Here is a 16,232-nt window from a genome sequence, read left to right on the forward strand (position 1 = left end):
GTGCTTCGATCAGATAAGTGAGGTGGTCGGCAAGCATCGCACCGGAAAGTTAACAGCCCGGCGCTCCGTTTACAACCACTTCTCACCCCATAAACAAAAATGCCGTTCAGCGCTAACTGAACGGCATTAGGGCCTCGCGGCCCTTTTGTCATTTATGCGCCGAAGCCATTGCCGGGCGCATCTGGCCCGCTGCCCTCGCGGATCTTGCCCTGCGACACGTTGCTCCCCGGCGGCACGCTGTGCGTGAGCCACACGTTGCCGCCGATCACCGAGCCTTTGCCGATGGTCACGCGCCCGAGAATCGTCGCGCCCGCGTAGATGACGACATCGTCCTCGACGATCGGATGCCGCGCGTTGCCCTTGACGAGCGAGCCATCGCTCATCGATGGAAAGCTCTTCGCGCCGAGCGTCACGGCCTGATAGACGCGCACATGTTGCCCGATCACCGCTGTCTCGCCGATCACCACGCCCGTGCCGTGATCGATGAAGAAACTCGGCCCGATAGTGGCGCCCGGATGAATGTCGATGCCCGTCAGCGAATGCGCGATCTCGTTGATGAAGCGTGCCAGCAGCGGCACGCCGAGCTTGTGCAACGCGTGCGCGAGGCGATGATGCGTCATCGCCCACACGCCCGGATAGCACAGCAGAATCTCGGTGACGTGCTGCGCGGCCGGATCGCCCGTGAAGGCGGCCTGAATATCGCTGACCAGTAACGCGCGGATCTGCGGCAACTGCGAGCCGAATTCACGCGCGATCGCAAAGGCTTGCGCGGAGAGCGTGGCATCGTCGGTATCGCGATGCTCGGGCAGGAAGCGCAGCGCGCGGCGAATCTGTTCGTGCAGCAGGCGCAAGGTGCTTTCGAGCGTCTGGCCGACGTAGTAATCGACGCTTTCGTCGGTCAGATCCGGCGCGCCGTAATGCGTGGGAAAGAGCGCCGAGCGCAAGCCGTTGACGATCTTCACGATCGCCTCGCGCGACGGCAACTCGCGTATGCCGAGCGGATGCCGTGTGCGATGCAGTTCTTCGCGCGACTGGCGCAGATCCGCGACGATGTGAGCGAGACCCCACTCCTGAGCCGTGTCACGTGTATTGTCTCGGGATGTTTCGAGGGGCGGTACGATGCCGGGCGTGGGCGTGTTCTGCATGTCGGCCATGAAGCAAGAGAAGCGGCCGTCGCACTCGCGCACGACGGGGGAAACTTCAAGAGTAACCGGTTTTGCAGAAGCCTGCCGCCCGGCGGCCCGTGCGTTTGCGTGCACGCGGTTTCATCGGGACATCGCTCAGACGGTTACGTTGCTTGCGTCGATCCAGCGCACGGCCCAGTCGCGCGCGTGCGCGATGGCATCGCCCTCGTTGCAAAATCGCAAGTCGGACGGAAAGAAGCGGTTCGCGACGAGCTCGCCATCGCTCGATCGCGAGATCACCACATACGGCTGGTAGCTGCCATCTCCGGCCCGGGCGGGCGCGCAGTTTAGAAGGTAGCCTCGATGTGAAAAGGCTGCATCGTGTTGCATGAGTCACCTGTGTGAAAGTGCCCTGCTCGTTCGAATCGCATTGCTCTTCTTCGACGGCAACGAAACGCGCCCTCCTTGTTGCTCGCGTCTCCACAGTTGCACTTTGCCGCCGACAGGTTCCAAATAATACTTGCAGGAAATAGGCTTGGGGACGAAAAAAAAACCCGAAATTTTGGGTGTCCGTTAAGGCGCCCTCCGGCAAGGCTCGCGGTTCCGTCGCCAAATATCCGGAACGAGTCTTGCATCGGGGCTTGTCAGTTCATGTCCAACGGAGCAACGCGATGAACAACGCTGAATCGAACCAGACGCAGACGCAGGAGAAGCAAAAGGATCAGGTCGCCGAGAGCCCGATCAAAACGCCCGCTGCCGAAACCGCGCACGTCAAGATGAGCGACGCGACGAAGGCCGCGTCGGGCGGAGAGGCCCACGCGGGCGCGGGCGCGGCCGTGAAAACGGAAAGGACGAAGGAAGGCATGCATGTGGGTCCGCAGGGTTTCTATGAAAAGCCCCCGCGCGGCGTCGATGTCGCCAACGATGACGGGCTCGACGACACCGTCGATGCCGACGCGAAGAGCATTCATGCAAGGCGCGAAGGGGAAATGCTCGCACGCGAGCCAGACACAGTAATCAATTCGAATGCGACGACGGTGAACTTCGTGCCCGAACCCGGCGACGGACTCGGCGGTTTCGACAGCCGTCCGGGGCGCAACGGCGTGCTGCTCGCGCTCGAGCGCGGCTATCACCTGATCGATCGCGGCATGGTTGCGCCGACTGTGCCCGAGGTCGAAGACAAGGTCCGCTTCGAAGCACGCGACGCGCACGGCCATACACTGCGCGGCCGCAAGCACTATGCGCTCAATCACTTGCGCCCCTCGCGGCTATTCGAACTCAAGCGCGGCTGAGGTGTATGAGGGCCGCGCATACATCAAGCAAAGAGCCGCATGGAATATGCGGCTCTTTTTTGTTCAAAGTGCTTTCAGTCTTGCTTTCAGCCTTCCTTCTTTTCGTCCTTGTCCTGATCGGGTTCGATGCGCGTCACGCCGCCCGTCGCGGGCGGATCGCTTGCGGGAAAGGTATCTTCGACAGCCTTGTCGACATCGTCTTCGTCACGTTCCGAATGAGGATGCTGTTCCTTCACGTTGCTCATTGTCGCTCCTGTGGTTGTGCGCCCCGTTCACATGATGCGCAGCAATACGCGTTCCCCGACCTGGCACGGCGTATGCGCATAGGCACCGCCAGCGAAGCGCCGCATTGCGGCACAAGCGATTGCGGGCGACAAGACGACCGACCAAGGTCTCGAATCGATAAAAGGGGAAAGACAAAATGACGACCATTCACGCGTACGACGCCTGTCCGTCAGAATCCGATGAAGGCGCGCCGCTTCCGACCACGACCCGCCACATCGTCACGCCCGAACAGCGCTTCACATCCGCAATCGCATGTCTCGGTGCGGCCTACGCGCTCTCCTGGGCGGAGTTTGCGCTGACGCTCGCGATTGGCCTTCCCGGCGATGCGTCGAGTCATCCGCTCGCGGCATCGATTGCGTCGCGCGTGCTGGTCGGCCTGCTTTACGTGTGCGTCGCGTCGCGGCTGCAATGGGCGCGCTGGCTTGCCATCGCGATCGGTTTCGTTTCGGTCGCGCTCGTTGCGCCCACGCTCGCGTTGCAATGGCATGTGTTCCCGGCGGCCGCGTTCGTGTCCGGCGCGGGACTCGTCTGCAAGTTCGCGGCATCGCTGTATCTCCTTTCGCCGATGCCACCGCGCCTCGCGCCCCGATAGCAATACCGCAGCGTTTCGCTGGCAATTCGAAACGCCCCGTTTGCAATCCTTGAAGCGGGCGCGCCTTTTTCGCGCGTCCGCTCGCTCGCACAATGCAAAGTTCATCAACCGTTGCGAGTCCAGTCATGAAAATCGCTGTCATCGGTGCAACCGGCACGGTCGGCCGGGCGGTCGCCGCCGAACTCAAAGCCCGTCACGAAGTCTTCGAAATCGGCGCCACGCGCGGTGCGCATCGCGTCGATCTGCTCGATCTCGTCAGCATCAAGCGGCTCTTCGATGAAATCGGCCACGTGGATGCGATCGTCGCGACCGCCGGTCACGTGCATTTCGGCCCGCTGATGAAGATGACGCCCGAGCAGTTCCGGCTCGGCCTCGACGACAAGCTGATGGGTCAGGTCAATCTCGTGCTCACCGCGCGCGACTATCTGAACGACGGCGGCTCGTTTACGCTTACGAGCGGCATCGTCGGCGCGGCGCCGATCCGTGAAGGCGCGAGCGCGGCGGCCGTGAACGGCGCGATCGAAGGCTTCGTCCGCGGCGCGGCGATCGAGCTGCCGCGCGGCCTGCGTATCAACGCCGTGAGCCCGACGATGCTCGAAGAAGCGCGCGAAAGCTTCGGTCCGTATTTCCGCGGCTTCGAGGCGGCGAGCGGCGCGCGCGTGGCGCTGGCGTACAGCCGCAGCGTCGAGGGCGCGGAGACCGGGCGTATCTACAACGTGCACTGACACTGACAGACGCGAAGTGTGCATGGAGCGCGGCGCGTCGATCGCTTATGCTCGGCGGATCACGAAGGCCTTGGAGCGGCGCGATGCAGTGGACCCGGGACGAATATCGACTGAGCACGGACATCGACGAGTTCGACTTCGATGTCGTGCACCGTTACCTGAGCGAAGTGGCGTATTGGTCGCCGGGCATCGCGCGTGAGAAGGTCGAGCGCGCCGCGCGTCATTCGCTCGCGTTCGGGCTTTTTCGCGGCGGCGCGCAGATCGGCTACGCGCGCATGATCACCGACACCGCGACCTTCGCCTATCTCGCCGACGTCTTCGTGCTGCCCGAGCATCAGGGCGCGGGCCTCGGAAAGTGGATGATGCAGTGCGTGATGGCGCATCCCGACCTGCAGGGACTGCGCCGCATGATGCTCGTCACATCCGACGCGCACGGGCTCTACGCGCGGCACGGATTCGCCGCGAGCAGGCATCCCGAACGCATCATGGAAAAGATCGCGAAGGCTTAGCCGCCCCTCACGCCCTGTGTGTTGACGTAAAGCGAATAGAGCCCATGGCTCGCCGCCATGAACAGGCGATTGCGATGCCGCCCGCCGAAGCACACGTTCGCGCAGCGCTCCGGTAAATCGATATGGCCGATCGCCTCGCCTTGCGGGGTGAACACGCGCACGCCGTCCAGCTCGGCGTCGCCCATGCCCCAGCCGCACCACAGATTGCCGTGAATGTCGAGGCGAAAGCCATCGGGGGTGCCCGCTCCCGCATCGATCAGCGCACGCGGCTCGCCGAGTTTTCGGCCGCCGTCGAGCACGTCGAACGCGTAGATCTTGCGCGGCGTCGCGCGCGATTCGACGACGTACAGCACCGATTCGTCCGGCGAGAACGCGAGTCCGTTCGGACCGACGAAAGCGTCGATCATCATCGTGATTTCGCCGCTTCGGCCATCGACGCGATACACGCACGGCTTCAACTGCGCTTCGTGCTTCTCGCCTTCATAAAAGCCGTCGATGCCGAAGGTCGGATCGGTGAACCAGATCGAGCCATCCGACTTCACGACGACATCGTTCGGCGAATTCAACGGCTTGCCGTCGTAGCTGTCGGCGATCACGGTGATGGAGCCGTCGTATTCGGTACGCGTCACGCGCCGCGCCAGATGCTCGCAGGTCACGAGCCGGCCTTCGCGGTCGCGCGTGTTGCCGTTCGCGTTGTTCGACGGCTTGCGAAACACGCCGACCTGACCGCTTTCCTCGTCCCATCGCAGGATGCGGTTGTTCGGGATGTCGCTCCAGAGCAGATAGCGGCCGTCGCCGAACCAGACCGGCCCTTCCGACCAGCGCGCGCCCTGATAAAGACATTCCACCGACGCCGATGCGATGCGCAGCGCATTGAAGCGCGGGTCCAGCACGCGCACTGAGGGGTCGGGGTAGCGGCGCGAGTCGCTTGTCATGTGGGTTCATCTCCTTTTATGGATTTTTTGCAAACGCATTCTATTCGCTGCGCGGATCAATTCGGTCCGAGCTGGCCATCGCGCAAGCGCCAGAGCGACAGTGGATTGTCATCTGCCAGCGCCTCGGGCAACAGCGCCGCCGGCAAATCCTGATAACACACCGGCCGCAGAAAGCGTTCGATCGCCATCGCGCCGACCGAGGTCGAGCGGCTGTCGGAGGTCGCCGGATAGGGGCCGCCGTGCACCATTGCGTAGGACACTTCGACGCCCGTCGGAAAGCCGTTCGCGAGAATCCGCCCGGCCTTGCGCTCGAGCACCGGCAAGAGCCGCCGCGCGAGCTCTACATCGTCTTGCTCCATCAGGAGCGTGGCCGTCAGTTGACCCTCGAGACCGCGCGCGACGAGAATCATCTCGTCCTCGTCGCGGCATACGACGATCACCGAGGTCGGCCCGAAAATCTCCTCCGCCAGTTGCGGCTTCGCCAGAAACTCCTCCGCGCTCACGCGATACAGCGCCGGCAGCGCGCCGCTCGACGCCTCGCTCTTTTCACCCGTCGCAATGCGCTTCGCGGACGCATCGCGTTGCTTGACGCCGTCCTCGTAGGCCGCGGCGATGCCCGCCGTGAGCATCGTCTGCGTGCTCTTCTTTTCGATCGCCGCCGCGGCGTTGTCGATGAAGTCATCGAGATCCGGATCCGCGAGCCCGATCACGAGGCCCGGATTCGTGCAAAACTGGCCGACGCCGAGCGTGACCGAATCGATATAGCCCGCCGCCAGCGTATCGCCGCGCGCCGCCAGCGCGCCCGGCAGCGCGAATACCGGATTGACACTGCTCATCTCGGCGAAAACGGGTATCGGCACAGGGCGCTTCGCCGCGATATCGACGAGCGCCAGCCCGCCGCGCCGCGAACCGGTGAAGCCGACCGCCTGGATCGCCGGATGCGCGACGAGCGCCTCGCCGATTGCATTGCCCGCGCCGACGACGAGCGAAAACGTCCCCTCTGGCAAACCGCTGTCCGCGACCGCCTTCTGCACCGCGCGACCGACGAGTTCCGATGTGCCCAGATGGGCCGGATGCGATTTCACGACGACGGGACACCCCGCCGCGAACGCCGACGCCGTATCGCCGCCCGCCACCGAAAACGCCAGCGGAAAGTTGCTCGCGCCGAACACCGCGACCGGCCCGACGGGAATCTTTTGCAAACGCAGGTCCGAACGCGGCAGCGGCTTTCTGTCCGGCTGCGCGGAATCGAGGGTGGCGCAGAGCCATCGGCCCTCGCGCACGAGCGACGCGAACAGGCGCAATTGCCCGACCGTGCGGGCGCGCTCGCCTTCGAGCCGCGCCTTCGGCAGTGCGGATTCGGCCATCGCGCGCTCGATCAGCGTGTCGCCGAGCGCGGTGATGTTGTCGGCGATCGCTTCGAGAAACTGCGCGCGGGTTTCCAACGGTGCGTGGCGATAGTCGTCGAACGCCGCTTCGGCGAGCTCGCACGCGCGCGCGACTTCCGCCGCGCCGCCGCCGCCGAACGCGGGTTCGAGATCGGCATTGCGCGCGGGGTCGAACGCGCGGAGCGTGGCATCGGTGCCCCGCACGGCCGATGCGCCGATCAGCATGTCTCCGGTGATCTTCATGTCAGCTCCTCATCTCTGTTGGCGATGGGCGGCAAGCGCGTCGCGCGGCCGCCCGCACAAGCGAGTGACCCGCGGCCCGCGCAAGCGTTCCGCGCAGGACGTGCGAACCGCCGTCGAGGGAAGTGAAGCAAACGCGGTGCGCGGTCGCGGACAAGGCAGCTTCAGGCTCGAAGCTGTCCGTCCGGCGACGCAAAAACTATAGGCGCGACAAACCGCTTGTCAAAGAACCCGCGTCACGACTTCGGGACGGGCGTCGCGTGCTTCCTGAAGGTAATGTGCGCGATGCGCCGCACCAGCAGCGCGGCCGCGAGCGCCGCGACCGCCGTCAGCATCACGCCGATGTGGATCGACTGCACGAGCGCGTCGCGGGCGGCGTCGAGGAGCGCGGGCGCGTCGAGCCCGGCCGCGTTCAGTTCGGCGAGGATGCGCTCGCGCAGCGCTTCGTCGACGAGAATGCGCGGGTCGGAGAGGCGCGGCAGCCATTGCGTGGACGCCGACGCGCCGAGCACGCTGACCGTGCGCTGCACGACGCTCGCATAGTGATGCGCGACGATCGTCCCGACGATGCTCGTGCCCATCATGCCGCCGACCATGCGCGTCGATTGCAAGAGCGCCGTCGTGATGCCGAAGCGCTCGCGGCCCGCGATTTCCTGCCCGAAGATGTTCATGTTGTTCAGGACGAAGCCGAGGCCGATGCCGGTCGCGGCCATCGGCAGCTCGATCCACAGATGCGGCGTCGTCTCGCGTGCGAACGCCAGCGCGACCGACGCGAACAGGAGCAGCGTGAAGCCGATTGAAAGGATATTCACCGGCTTGCGCATATGAATGACGATGCGCGTATTGATGAAGCTGCCGAGCGCGATGCACGCGGCGATCGGCGTCGCGAGCAGCCCCGCGGCCTGCGGCGAAAGGCCGAAGCCGCCCTGCAGCAGGAGCGGCGCAAAGAAGATCAGCGAGAACATCACGAAGCCCGCCAGGAACGACAGCGTGAAAAGCGTGTTGAGCTGCGCGTCGCGGAAGATGTCGAGCGGGATGATCGGATGCGTCGCACGCCGCTCGCATATCAGGAGTGCCACGGCGCACACCGCCACGCCCGCGCCGAGCGCGAGATTGGCGGTCGTCAGGCCATCCTTCGGCAACGCCTCGATCAGCGCCTGAAAGCCGCCGAGGACCAGCGCGACGAGCGCAGCGCCCGTCCAGTCGATCTTCACGGCGCCTTCGCGCGGCCGGTGCAGGTTGGGCAGATGCGCCCATATGAAGTAGAGGGCGGCCGCGCCGACCGGCAGATTCACGAGGAAGGTCGAACGCCAGCCCCAGTGCTGGCTCATCCACCCGCCGAGCGACGGCCCCGCCGCCGTGCCGATGCCGTACGCCGCCGCGAGCACGACCTGCCAGCGCACGCGGGTGCGCGGATCGGGGAACATATCAGGAATCGCCGCGAACGCGGTGCCAACCATCATTCCCCCGCCGATGCCTTGCAGCCCGCGCGCGAGCACGAGGAACAACATGCTGGGCGCGAGCCCGCACAGCACCGACGCGACCGTGAACGTGATCACCGCCGCGAGCACGAAGGGCTTGCGCCCGAAATAATCGCCGAGCCGCCCGAATACCGGAACCGTGACGACCGACGCCAGCAGATAGGCGCTCGCGATCCACGCGTAGAACTCGAAGCCGTGCAACTCCGCGACGATCGAGGGCAGCGCGGTGCTGACCACCGTCTGGTCGAGGGCGACGAGCATGTTGACGAGACCGATGCCAAGCATCGCGTAGAGCGCTGTTCTGAACGGTAAAGCAGGCGGCGTTTGAGTCACGGTCGGTCGGGCGGGCTGGGTGGAGAAGTGCTAAAAAGAGGTCGCGCCGCCAATTTTTAAGCGGACGCTGATGTCGAAGAACCACGAATTGTACGGCCTGCCTTGCGCCGGATCGACTTATCGCCAAAGAGCGGCGCGGCGATGCAAGGCCCGGGCTCTATCATGCAAACGCATGAATGACAGCGCATGCCGCGCGCCAATCGATCGTTTCATGGGGAAAACCGACATGTTCAAACGCATTTTCGTCGCCATCGACGGCAGCCGGACTTCCGGGCGCGCCTTCACCGCCGCGTTGGATCTCGCCGTCACGCATCAGGCGATCGTGCAGCCGTATTACGTCGTCGAGTCCGGACCGATGTACTTCGACCTGCCCGGCTACGATCCTTCGTCGCTGCATGCGAGCCTGATGGAGCAAGGCGCCTCGCTCGCGCGCGAAGCCGCCGCGCAGATGAAGGCGCGCGGCGTGACGGGCGAAGTCGTGACCGTCGAGGCAACCGCGAGCGACGACGTCGCGACGCTCATCATCGACGCCGCCAACGCCTTCAACGCCGATTTGCTGATCATGGGCACGCATGGGCGCAAAGGCTTCCAGCGCCTGATTCTCGGCAGTGTCGCCGAGCGGTGTCTTCGTCAGGCCACACTGCCGGTGCTGTTGATTCCATCGGCAGCCGGCGAGGCCGTGGAAAAATCAACCCGATAAGGTAAAAAAGCTTGACGGATGCCCTGGCCGCGTCAATTTTTCACGCGGCCGGGCCGAGGGGCTATGGGACAATCGTTTTGTCATTCATCAACAAAACGAAGCCCAAATGACCGCCTTGTCTGACAACTCCCGCGCGCGTCGCAACTCGGCACATTGCTCGACGTGTGCGATGCGGCATCTCTGCATGCCCGAAGGCCTGTGCGCCAACGACATCGCCAAGCTGGAGAACATCATCTCCGTGACGCGCAAGGTCAAGCGCGGCGACGCCCTCTTTCGCGCCGGCGACCGCTTCGATTCCCTGTTCGCCGTGCGCTCCGGGTCGATCAAGACGGTCATCACGCACGACGGCGGCCGCGAGCAGGTGACGGGACTGTTGCTCGCCGGCGACGCGCTCGGCTTCGAAGGCATCGAGGAAGGCGAGCATACGTGCGCCGCGATCGCACTGGAAGACAGCTCCGTCTGCGTCGTGCCCTATTCGCTCTTCGAGCGCATGTGCCGCGAAACCGACGCGCTGCAAAGGCGCCTGCATCGCATGATGAGCCACGCCGTGAACCGCGAGGCGAACCATGTCGTGAGGCTCGGCATGTTGCGGGCGGACGAGCGTGTCGCGCGGCTGCTGCTCGATTTGTCGTCGCGCCTATCGAAGCGCGGGTACGCGTCCTCGGAGTTCACGCTGCGCATGACGCGCGACGACATGGGCAGCTACCTCGGCATGACGCTCGAAACGGTCAGCCGCACGCTGTCGCGCTTCGACAAGGCGGGTTTCATCGAAACGCAGGGCAAGTTCATCCGTATCCGCGACTTCGACGCCTTGCACGCCGTCTGAAGGAACAGCGCCCGCGATTATTGCGCGTGCGGAAATAATCGCCCTCCATATTTCGGTTGGCACGCGGTTCGCTAAGGTTTAGTCTCTTTTGTTCGGCCAAACGGGCGCTTCGGCGCCCTTTGATCGAATGCGAAGCCAACAGGCCAGCCACGGAGATTGGGCGACATGAACCGCGAACCTTCCCTGCGTCATCCGCTGCTCGAGCGCCTCGCCGAAGCGCGGCGCGTGACCGACGAACTCTTCGACGTCGTCAAACCCGAGCATCTCTACGACAGGCCGATCGCCGAGCGCCATCGCATCGTCTTCTATATCGGGCATCTCGAAGCCTTCGACCGCAATCTTCTCGATCAGCGCCTCTTCGACCTGCCGAGCCCGAATCCCGCCTACGACGAGCTCTTCGCCTTCGGCATCGATCCGGTGGACGGGGGGTTGCCTACCGATCAGCCGGCCGACTGGCCCTCGCTCGACGAAGTGCGCGCATACAGGGACGCGGTCCGCGCCGAGATCGACGCGCATTTCGATCCGATCAAAGTCGCCGCCGCGCCCGTGCGCGCTGGCGAATCGCCCGCGCAATTGCTGGAAGTGGCGATCGAGCATCGGCTGATGCATGCCGAAACGCTTGCGTACATGCTGCATCAATTGCCGGTCGATAGAAAAATTGCACCATCCGATGCCCGTTCGGAGCGCGCCTCCGATCGCGTGCCGACGCATGGAACCGTGCGCGTGCCGGCCGGCAGCGTGACACTCGGCCTGACGCGCGAAAGCGGCCGGTTCGGCTGGGACAACGAGTTCGGCGAGGAGCGCATCGACGTGCCCGCGTTCGAAATCGACCGCTTCATGGTGACCAACGGCGAGTACCTGCGGTTCATCGATGCGGGCGGCTACTGGAATCGAGATTACTGGGACGCCGCCGACTGGGCGTGGAAGGAAGAGCAGCGCATCGCGCATCCGGCCTTCTGGATTCCCGGCGCCGATGCGCAAGACACGTGGAAGCTGCGCACGATGTTCGATGAAATCGCGCTGCCGCCCGACTGGCCCGTGTACGTGAGCCATGCCGAGGCAAAGGCCTATGCACGCTGGTCAGGCAAGGCGCTGCCGACGGAGGCGCAGTGGCAGCGCGCCGCGCTCGGCACGCCTCACGTGACCGAGGGCAATTTCGATTTCCGCCGATGGGATCCGTCGCCGGTGCAGGCGCATCCGGAGAATCGAAGCGAGTTCGGCGTCGAAGGACAATTCGGCAATGGTTGGGAATGGACGTCGACCGAGTTCGGGCCGCTGCAAGGCTTCGAGCCGTTTCCGTTCTATCTCGGCTACTCGGCAAATTTCTTCGACGGCAAGCACTTCGTGATGAAAGGCGGCTCGCCGCGCACCGCCGCGTGCATGTTGCGGCCGAGTTTCCGCAACTGGTTCCAGGCGCATTATCAGTATGTCTATGCGGGGTTTCGGCTCGTTTCCTCGTCGTGATTTTTTGCCGAAGCGCCGGCCGATACGACATGCGGCCCCGGCGAGGTCGACGTTCGCGATCTCGTCACGACGATAACGATCCTCCGCGAGCCGCGCGCGCGCTCGCAACGGCCGCCGAATGACGGCGCGCGGAACGCTTCCTGAACCAGATGATGAGGCCCGTCGCGCTGAGCACCGCGACCGCGACGCCCAGCGCGCTCACGAGAATGCGCCCGCCGAGACCGACGATCCGCCCCGAGTGCAACGGAAACTGCGCCTGCATGAAGATGTCGCCGGCCGAGCCGCGGCCGGGAATCGACGAGCCCGCGAGCGTGCCCGTCTGCGCGTTGTAATAAAGCCATGCGTTGCCGAGTCCGACGTCGCCGTGATCGTGGCCGGGCGCGAAGAAGCCGACGCCGTAGGCCTTGAACATCGGCGCGTAGTAGAGCGCGCCCATCGGCTCGGTCAGGTTCTGGTGCTTCGCGTCGCGCGCGGCCATCTCCAGAATCTGCTCGCGCGTGGCGAGCGGCCTGCCCGGCGGACCGGCGCGCACGAGCTCCGCGTTATCGAGAAACGAAGGCGAGAGCTTCGAAAACATCGAAACGACCGGGCGCATCACAGGCTCGGAGAGATTCATCGAAATCGACGTGAGCGCCATCACGAGCAGCAGGCCCCAGATCCACACGCCGCCGGAGCGATGCAGGTCGAACGTGAGCGCATAGCCGCCGCGCTTCACGCGGAATGCGAAAGACTTGCGCCATGCCTTCACGCTCGGGAACGACAGGAACAGCGCGATACCGCTGTCGAAGAACCACAGGATGCCGACGATGCCGATCAGCCACGTGCCGATGTCGAAGCCGCCGACAACGGGCAGATGCAGCGTGTAATGCAGCTTGTAGAGGAACGGCATCAGGTCGATGCGCGCGAGCGACACGGCGCCCCACATGCGCCGCGCCTGCACCTGAGCGGTCGCCGGATCGACGGCGATCTGGTTGTACGCCACCTCGTAGGGCGCGTTCGTCGCCGGGTTCGTGCGCGGCATCACCATCATCTGCGCGGTGTGTCCCGGCTCGAAGCCGAGCGGCATATACGTCACTTCGATGCGCGGATCGGCAGCCTCGACGCGTCGCGCGAGTTCGAGCGGCGGCAGCGCGGGACCATCGGTGCGCGCGTGGAAGAAAGACGGATTGAGGAGCGCATCGATTTCATGGTCCCACGCGATGATCGCGCCGGTGAGACCCGAAACGAACAGAAAGAGCGCCGTCGCGACACCGAGCCAGCGATGCAGGCGAACCAAAACCGGCCTCATGCCGCCGATGCCTGGGTGCGACAGTTTTTTGCAACAGCGATCATTTTCTGGATGCCACGTAAATAGGAATTGTTCGCATTCTATCGACGTCTGACCGCACGCACAAGCTTGCCGTAAGCTGCTTACCTACATCACGATTGAGTGAATCGAGCGGCGCGGGGCCCGACTTCCTATAGCGGCCCTCGCGTCTTGTCCGGAAGCCCCGTCTCGAGCCGACATGCCTTGAAACAACTCCCGCGAATCGCCCGCCCCTTACGCCATAAGGCTTTGCGGCCGGCTCGTGACATTCCATGAAATAGTTTGTGCGTGGTTTTTAACCAGGCCGATCGCCACAATGGGCTCATTCGCAACCACCCACCAAGGCGAACCATCATGGAACTGGAACTGCTTGGAAAAATCTCGCTGTACGCGATGGGCATCGTTCTCACCGCGTCGATGATCGAAGCTGTCGTGCTGCATTTCAAAAACAAGGGCACCGACAAGGCATTCGACTGGCACGAGACGTGGATCTCGCTCGTCGATCTCATCGGCCGCAAACTGCTCACGTTCGTGCCGATCTCGCTCGCGACGCCGGTGTTCAACTTCGCGTGGGAGCATCGCGTTCACACTGTCACGACGAATACGGCGCTGACGCTCTTTCTGCTCTTCATCGGACAGGAGTTCTGCTACTACTGGTATCACCGCGCGTCGCACACGATCCGCTTCTTCTGGGCAAATCACGCGGTCCATCACTCGCCGAACCAGTTGACGCTGTCGTCCGCGTACCGTCTCGGCTGGCTGACCAAGATCGCGGGCTCGGCCATCTTCTTCACCCCGCTCGTGTGGTTCGGCGTGAAGCCCGATGTGGTGCTCGCAGTCGTATCGATCAACCTGCTCTATCAATTCTGGCTGCACGCGACGTGGATTCCGAAGCTCGGCTGGCTCGAATATGTGTTCAACACGCCGTCGTCGCACCGTGTGCACCACGCATCGAACGCGACGTATCTCGATGCGAACTTCGGCGGCGTGCTGATCATCTTCGATCGGCTGTTCGGCACCTACGTGGAAGAACGCGCCGAAGAGCCGTGTGTGTACGGTCTGACGACGCCGGTGACCTCGCATAACCCGATCGTCGTCGAGATGGAGCACTGGGTCAGTCTTGCGAAGGACATGGTCAACGCGAAGAGCGTGTCGGATGCCGCCGGCTTCCTGCTGCGTCCGCCGGGCTGGCTGCCGAACGGCGAAGGCCACACGACCGAAGAATTGCAAAAGCGCGCGAAGGCGATCGAACGACAACCGGCACACGCCGGCCAATAAGAAGCGCATCGAAAGCCGTACTTTCCAATCCCGATGACCGGTCTGGCCGGCATCGGGATTTTTTTATTTCTTGCGACGGATGGTTGCCGCGGCGACGCCCGCAGCCGCAAAGGCGCACACGGCGGACAGCGCGGCGACCGCGCGCAGGGCATCGGCGATGGCATCGGCCTGCGCGCGGGCGAGCGGCGTCGAAGGCGCGGCGGACTGTTCATCCGCATCGAGCACGCGCATGCGCTGGTGCGGCAAGTGCAGGCGATCGAGCCGCGCCGACAAGGCCGCATCGTGCGACCACACGAACGCGATGCCGAGCACCGCGACCGCGAGCAGGCTCGCCACGCGCGCAACAGCGTTGTTGATGCCGGACGCGATGCCCGCGCGTTCGCTGCCCACCGACGCCATCACGGTCGTCGTCAGCGGCGCGACGGTGATCGTCATGCCGAGCCCGAGCACGACGAGCGCGGGCAGGAACCCCGCCCAATAGCTGCCCGCGACGAACGGCAGCGCGAGCATCCCGAAGCCGAGACCCGCGACGCACGGCCCGGCGATCAGCAACGCCCGCGCGCCGAAGCGGCTCGTCAACCCTCCCGTGAAGCGCGACAGCAAGCCGATGATGAGCGGCATCGGCAGCACCGCCGCGCCCGCTTCGGTCGCGCTGAAGCCATACGCGCGGATCAACGTGAACGGCAGAAAGAACAGCACGCCGCCGAGTCCGAAATACAGCAGCAACGTGACGAGATTGGCGCCGCTGAAATCGCGCGAGCGGAAGATGTCGAGCGGGATCATCGGATCGCGGGATTTCGCTTCGATCGCGACGAACGCACCGAGCAGCACCACGCCCGCGCCGATCGTGCCGAGCACGAGCGGATCGGCGAAACCGCGCGACGGCGCCTCGGTGAGACCGTAGGTCAGCGCGGCGAGTCCCGCTGCCGCGCTCGCGGCGCCCGGCCAGTCGAGCGTCTGCGGCGCGTCGGCGTTGTGACTGTCGGGCACGGAGGCGACTGCCAGCGCGATCGTCGCGGCCGCGAGCGGCAGATTGAGGAAGAAGATCGCGCGCCAGGAAAATGCATCGACGAGCCAGCCGCCTGCCGCCGGCCCGACCGACGATGTGATCGCGCCGACGCCCGCCCATGTGCCGATCGCGCGTGCGCGTGCTTCGCCCTCGAACACCGCGCCGATGATCGCGAGGCTGCCCGGCACGAGCAGCGCCGCGCCGACGCCCTGCCACGCACGCGCCGCGATGAGCCAGCTCGTATTCGGCGCGAAGCCGCACGCCGCCGACGCGACCGTGAAGAGCGCGATGCCCGCGATGAACACTTTGCGCCGGCCGAGCTTGTCGCCCATCGAGCCGCCGACCAGCACGAGCGCACCCAGAAACAGCAGATACGCGTTGACGACCCATTGCATCGCCGCGATGCTCGCGCCGAGCTCGTTCTGGATCGACGGCAGCGCGACGTTGACGACCGAGCCGTCGATGAACGCCATGCTCGAACCGAGGATCGTCGCCGACAGAGCGAGGCGCTTGCGCCGGCACGGTGCGGCGACGGCGACGGGCTGCGCGCGAATGACGAGCTCATCGCAAGGACTGGCCTGAGCAGCGACGGCATGTGCGCGTTGCTCGTTGTCGAAATATCGGCTGGGCAATGTCGCTTCCTTGTCGTCGACGAAAGGCTTAAGTAGAGGCCAATTGCGTCCGCATGTCCACGCCCGGGACGTGGCAGGCGATCGAATGCCGGCCCGGCGCCCCGGGTCACGCG

General features: G+C 64.7%; 16 protein-coding genes. 8 read left to right on the forward strand and 8 right to left on the reverse strand.

The window, feature by feature from the left end:
- Positions 1-152 precede the first annotated feature (152 nt).
- Entirely contained in the window at positions 153-1,154 is a 1,002-nt protein-coding gene (gene epsC, locus NCS58_RS19425; RefSeq protein WP_250538858.1) for a serine O-acetyltransferase EpsC, read from the reverse strand.
- Between the two features lie 126 nt (positions 1,155-1,280).
- Positions 1,281-1,514, reverse strand: coding sequence for a hypothetical protein (locus tag NCS58_RS19430; RefSeq protein WP_061118025.1), 234 nt, complete (start codon positions 1,512-1,514; stop codon positions 1,281-1,283).
- A gap of 281 nt (positions 1,515-1,795) precedes the next feature.
- On the opposite strand from NCS58_RS19430, the gene NCS58_RS19435 reads away from it, so the two are divergent.
- A complete protein-coding gene (locus NCS58_RS19435; protein WP_061118024.1) occupies positions 1,796-2,416 on the forward strand; it encodes a DUF3005 domain-containing protein in 621 nt (206 codons plus the stop codon).
- Between the two features lie 86 nt (positions 2,417-2,502).
- On the opposite strand, the gene NCS58_RS19440 is transcribed toward NCS58_RS19435, so the two are convergent.
- Positions 2,503-2,661 carry a hypothetical protein gene (locus NCS58_RS19440; protein ID WP_250477461.1) on the reverse strand — a complete coding sequence of 53 codons (159 nt, stop codon included), beginning with the start codon at positions 2,659-2,661 and terminating at the stop codon, positions 2,503-2,505.
- Between the two features lie 176 nt (positions 2,662-2,837).
- Here NCS58_RS19440 and NCS58_RS19445 point away from each other — a divergent pair, with 176 nt between their 5' ends.
- The 3 genes from NCS58_RS19445 (at position 2,838) to NCS58_RS19455 (ending at position 4,527) form a co-directional block, all read left to right on the forward strand.
- On the forward strand, positions 2,838-3,293 hold the full coding sequence (locus tag NCS58_RS19445) for a hypothetical protein (protein ID WP_061118023.1): 456 nt from the start codon (positions 2,838-2,840) through the stop codon (positions 3,291-3,293).
- 125 nt (positions 3,294-3,418) lie between these two features.
- Positions 3,419-4,018 (forward strand): short chain dehydrogenase, encoded by a 600-nt coding sequence (locus NCS58_RS19450; protein WP_061118022.1) that lies wholly within the window; start codon positions 3,419-3,421, stop codon positions 4,016-4,018.
- 83 nt (positions 4,019-4,101) lie between these two features.
- Positions 4,102-4,527, forward strand: a complete 426-nt coding sequence (locus NCS58_RS19455; RefSeq protein WP_061118021.1) for a GNAT family N-acetyltransferase — start codon at positions 4,102-4,104, stop codon at positions 4,525-4,527.
- Here NCS58_RS19455 and NCS58_RS19460 read toward each other — a convergent pair.
- The 3 genes from NCS58_RS19460 to NCS58_RS19470 all read right to left on the reverse strand — a co-directional run bounded on the left by NCS58_RS19460 (position 4,524) and on the right by NCS58_RS19470 (position 8,856).
- Positions 4,524-5,462: an SMP-30/gluconolactonase/LRE family protein gene (locus NCS58_RS19460; protein ID WP_061118020.1), complete on the reverse strand. Its 939-nt coding sequence runs from the start codon at positions 5,460-5,462 to the stop codon at positions 4,524-4,526. The two genes, NCS58_RS19455 and NCS58_RS19460, sit on opposite strands and share 4 nt — an antisense overlap.
- 56 nt (positions 5,463-5,518) lie before the next feature.
- Positions 5,519-7,093, reverse strand: a complete 1,575-nt coding sequence (locus tag NCS58_RS19465; protein ID WP_250477462.1) for an aldehyde dehydrogenase (NADP(+)) — start codon at positions 7,091-7,093, stop codon at positions 5,519-5,521.
- A gap of 233 nt (positions 7,094-7,326) precedes the next feature.
- Positions 7,327-8,856: an MFS transporter gene (locus NCS58_RS19470; protein WP_061118018.1), complete on the reverse strand. Its 1,530-nt coding sequence runs from the start codon at positions 8,854-8,856 to the stop codon at positions 7,327-7,329.
- Between the two features lie 274 nt (positions 8,857-9,130).
- On the opposite strand from NCS58_RS19470, the gene NCS58_RS19475 reads away from it, so the two are divergent.
- From NCS58_RS19475 to NCS58_RS19485, 3 genes are all read left to right on the forward strand, one after another.
- Positions 9,131-9,604, forward strand: coding sequence for a universal stress protein (locus NCS58_RS19475; protein ID WP_061118139.1), 474 nt, complete (start codon positions 9,131-9,133; stop codon positions 9,602-9,604).
- A gap of 106 nt (positions 9,605-9,710) precedes the next feature.
- Complete coding sequence (locus NCS58_RS19480) at positions 9,711-10,430, forward strand: helix-turn-helix domain-containing protein (protein ID WP_086960996.1); 720 nt, start codon at positions 9,711-9,713, stop codon at positions 10,428-10,430.
- Positions 10,431-10,595: 165 nt separating this feature from the next.
- Entirely contained in the window at positions 10,596-11,894 is a 1,299-nt protein-coding gene (locus tag NCS58_RS19485; RefSeq protein WP_061118138.1) for an SUMF1/EgtB/PvdO family nonheme iron enzyme, read from the forward strand.
- Between the two features lie 64 nt (positions 11,895-11,958).
- On the opposite strand, the gene NCS58_RS19490 is transcribed toward NCS58_RS19485, so the two are convergent.
- Complete coding sequence (locus NCS58_RS19490) at positions 11,959-13,182, reverse strand: PepSY domain-containing protein (protein WP_061118016.1); 1,224 nt, start codon at positions 13,180-13,182, stop codon at positions 11,959-11,961.
- Positions 13,183-13,554: 372 nt separating this feature from the next.
- Between NCS58_RS19490 and NCS58_RS19495 the strand changes: the two genes are divergently transcribed.
- Positions 13,555-14,478, forward strand: coding sequence for a sterol desaturase family protein (locus tag NCS58_RS19495; RefSeq protein ID WP_250477463.1), 924 nt, complete (start codon positions 13,555-13,557; stop codon positions 14,476-14,478).
- A gap of 63 nt (positions 14,479-14,541) precedes the next feature.
- Here the strand turns inward: NCS58_RS19495 and NCS58_RS19500 are convergent, their stop codons facing one another.
- On the reverse strand, positions 14,542-16,119 hold the full coding sequence (locus NCS58_RS19500; protein WP_061118015.1) for an MFS transporter: 1,578 nt from the start codon (positions 16,117-16,119) through the stop codon (positions 14,542-14,544).
- Between the last annotated feature and the right edge of the window lie 113 nt (positions 16,120-16,232).

It is taken from the genome of Caballeronia sp. INML3B, assembly GCF_023631305.1.
GTDB classification, from domain to species: Bacteria; Pseudomonadota; Gammaproteobacteria; order Burkholderiales; family Burkholderiaceae; genus Caballeronia; species Caballeronia turbans.

What these genes read in the sequence shown, in the direction of transcription:
- NCS58_RS19445 (WP_061118023.1), top strand. Translation starts at nt 2,838, where the DNA reads ATGACGACCATTCACGCGTACGACGCCTGTCCGTCAGAATCCGATGAA.
- NCS58_RS19440 (WP_250477461.1), bottom strand. Translation starts at nt 2,661, where the DNA reads ATGAGCAACGTGAAGGAACAGCATCCTCATTCGGAACGTGACGAAGAC.
- NCS58_RS19455 (WP_061118021.1), top strand. Translation starts at nt 4,102, where the DNA reads ATGCAGTGGACCCGGGACGAATATCGACTGAGCACGGACATCGACGAG.
- NCS58_RS19475 (WP_061118139.1), top strand. Translation starts at nt 9,131, where the DNA reads ATGTTCAAACGCATTTTCGTCGCCATCGACGGCAGCCGGACTTCCGGG.
- NCS58_RS19470 (WP_061118018.1), bottom strand. Translation starts at nt 8,856, where the DNA reads ATGCTTGGCATCGGTCTCGTCAACATGCTCGTCGCCCTCGACCAGACG.
- NCS58_RS19465 (WP_250477462.1), bottom strand. Translation starts at nt 7,093, where the DNA reads ATGAAGATCACCGGAGACATGCTGATCGGCGCATCGGCCGTGCGGGGC.
- NCS58_RS19485 (WP_061118138.1), top strand. Translation starts at nt 10,596, where the DNA reads ATGAACCGCGAACCTTCCCTGCGTCATCCGCTGCTCGAGCGCCTCGCC.
- NCS58_RS19490 (WP_061118016.1), bottom strand. Translation starts at nt 13,182, where the DNA reads ATGAGGCCGGTTTTGGTTCGCCTGCATCGCTGGCTCGGTGTCGCGACG.
- NCS58_RS19460 (WP_061118020.1), bottom strand. Translation starts at nt 5,462, where the DNA reads ATGACAAGCGACTCGCGCCGCTACCCCGACCCCTCAGTGCGCGTGCTG.
- epsC (WP_250538858.1), bottom strand. Translation starts at nt 1,154, where the DNA reads ATGGCCGACATGCAGAACACGCCCACGCCCGGCATCGTACCGCCCCTC.
- NCS58_RS19480 (WP_086960996.1), top strand. Translation starts at nt 9,711, where the DNA reads ATGACCGCCTTGTCTGACAACTCCCGCGCGCGTCGCAACTCGGCACAT.
- NCS58_RS19450 (WP_061118022.1), top strand. Translation starts at nt 3,419, where the DNA reads ATGAAAATCGCTGTCATCGGTGCAACCGGCACGGTCGGCCGGGCGGTC.
- NCS58_RS19495 (WP_250477463.1), top strand. Translation starts at nt 13,555, where the DNA reads ATGGAACTGGAACTGCTTGGAAAAATCTCGCTGTACGCGATGGGCATC.
- NCS58_RS19430 (WP_061118025.1), bottom strand. Translation starts at nt 1,514, where the DNA reads ATGCAACACGATGCAGCCTTTTCACATCGAGGCTACCTTCTAAACTGC.
- NCS58_RS19435 (WP_061118024.1), top strand. Translation starts at nt 1,796, where the DNA reads ATGAACAACGCTGAATCGAACCAGACGCAGACGCAGGAGAAGCAAAAG.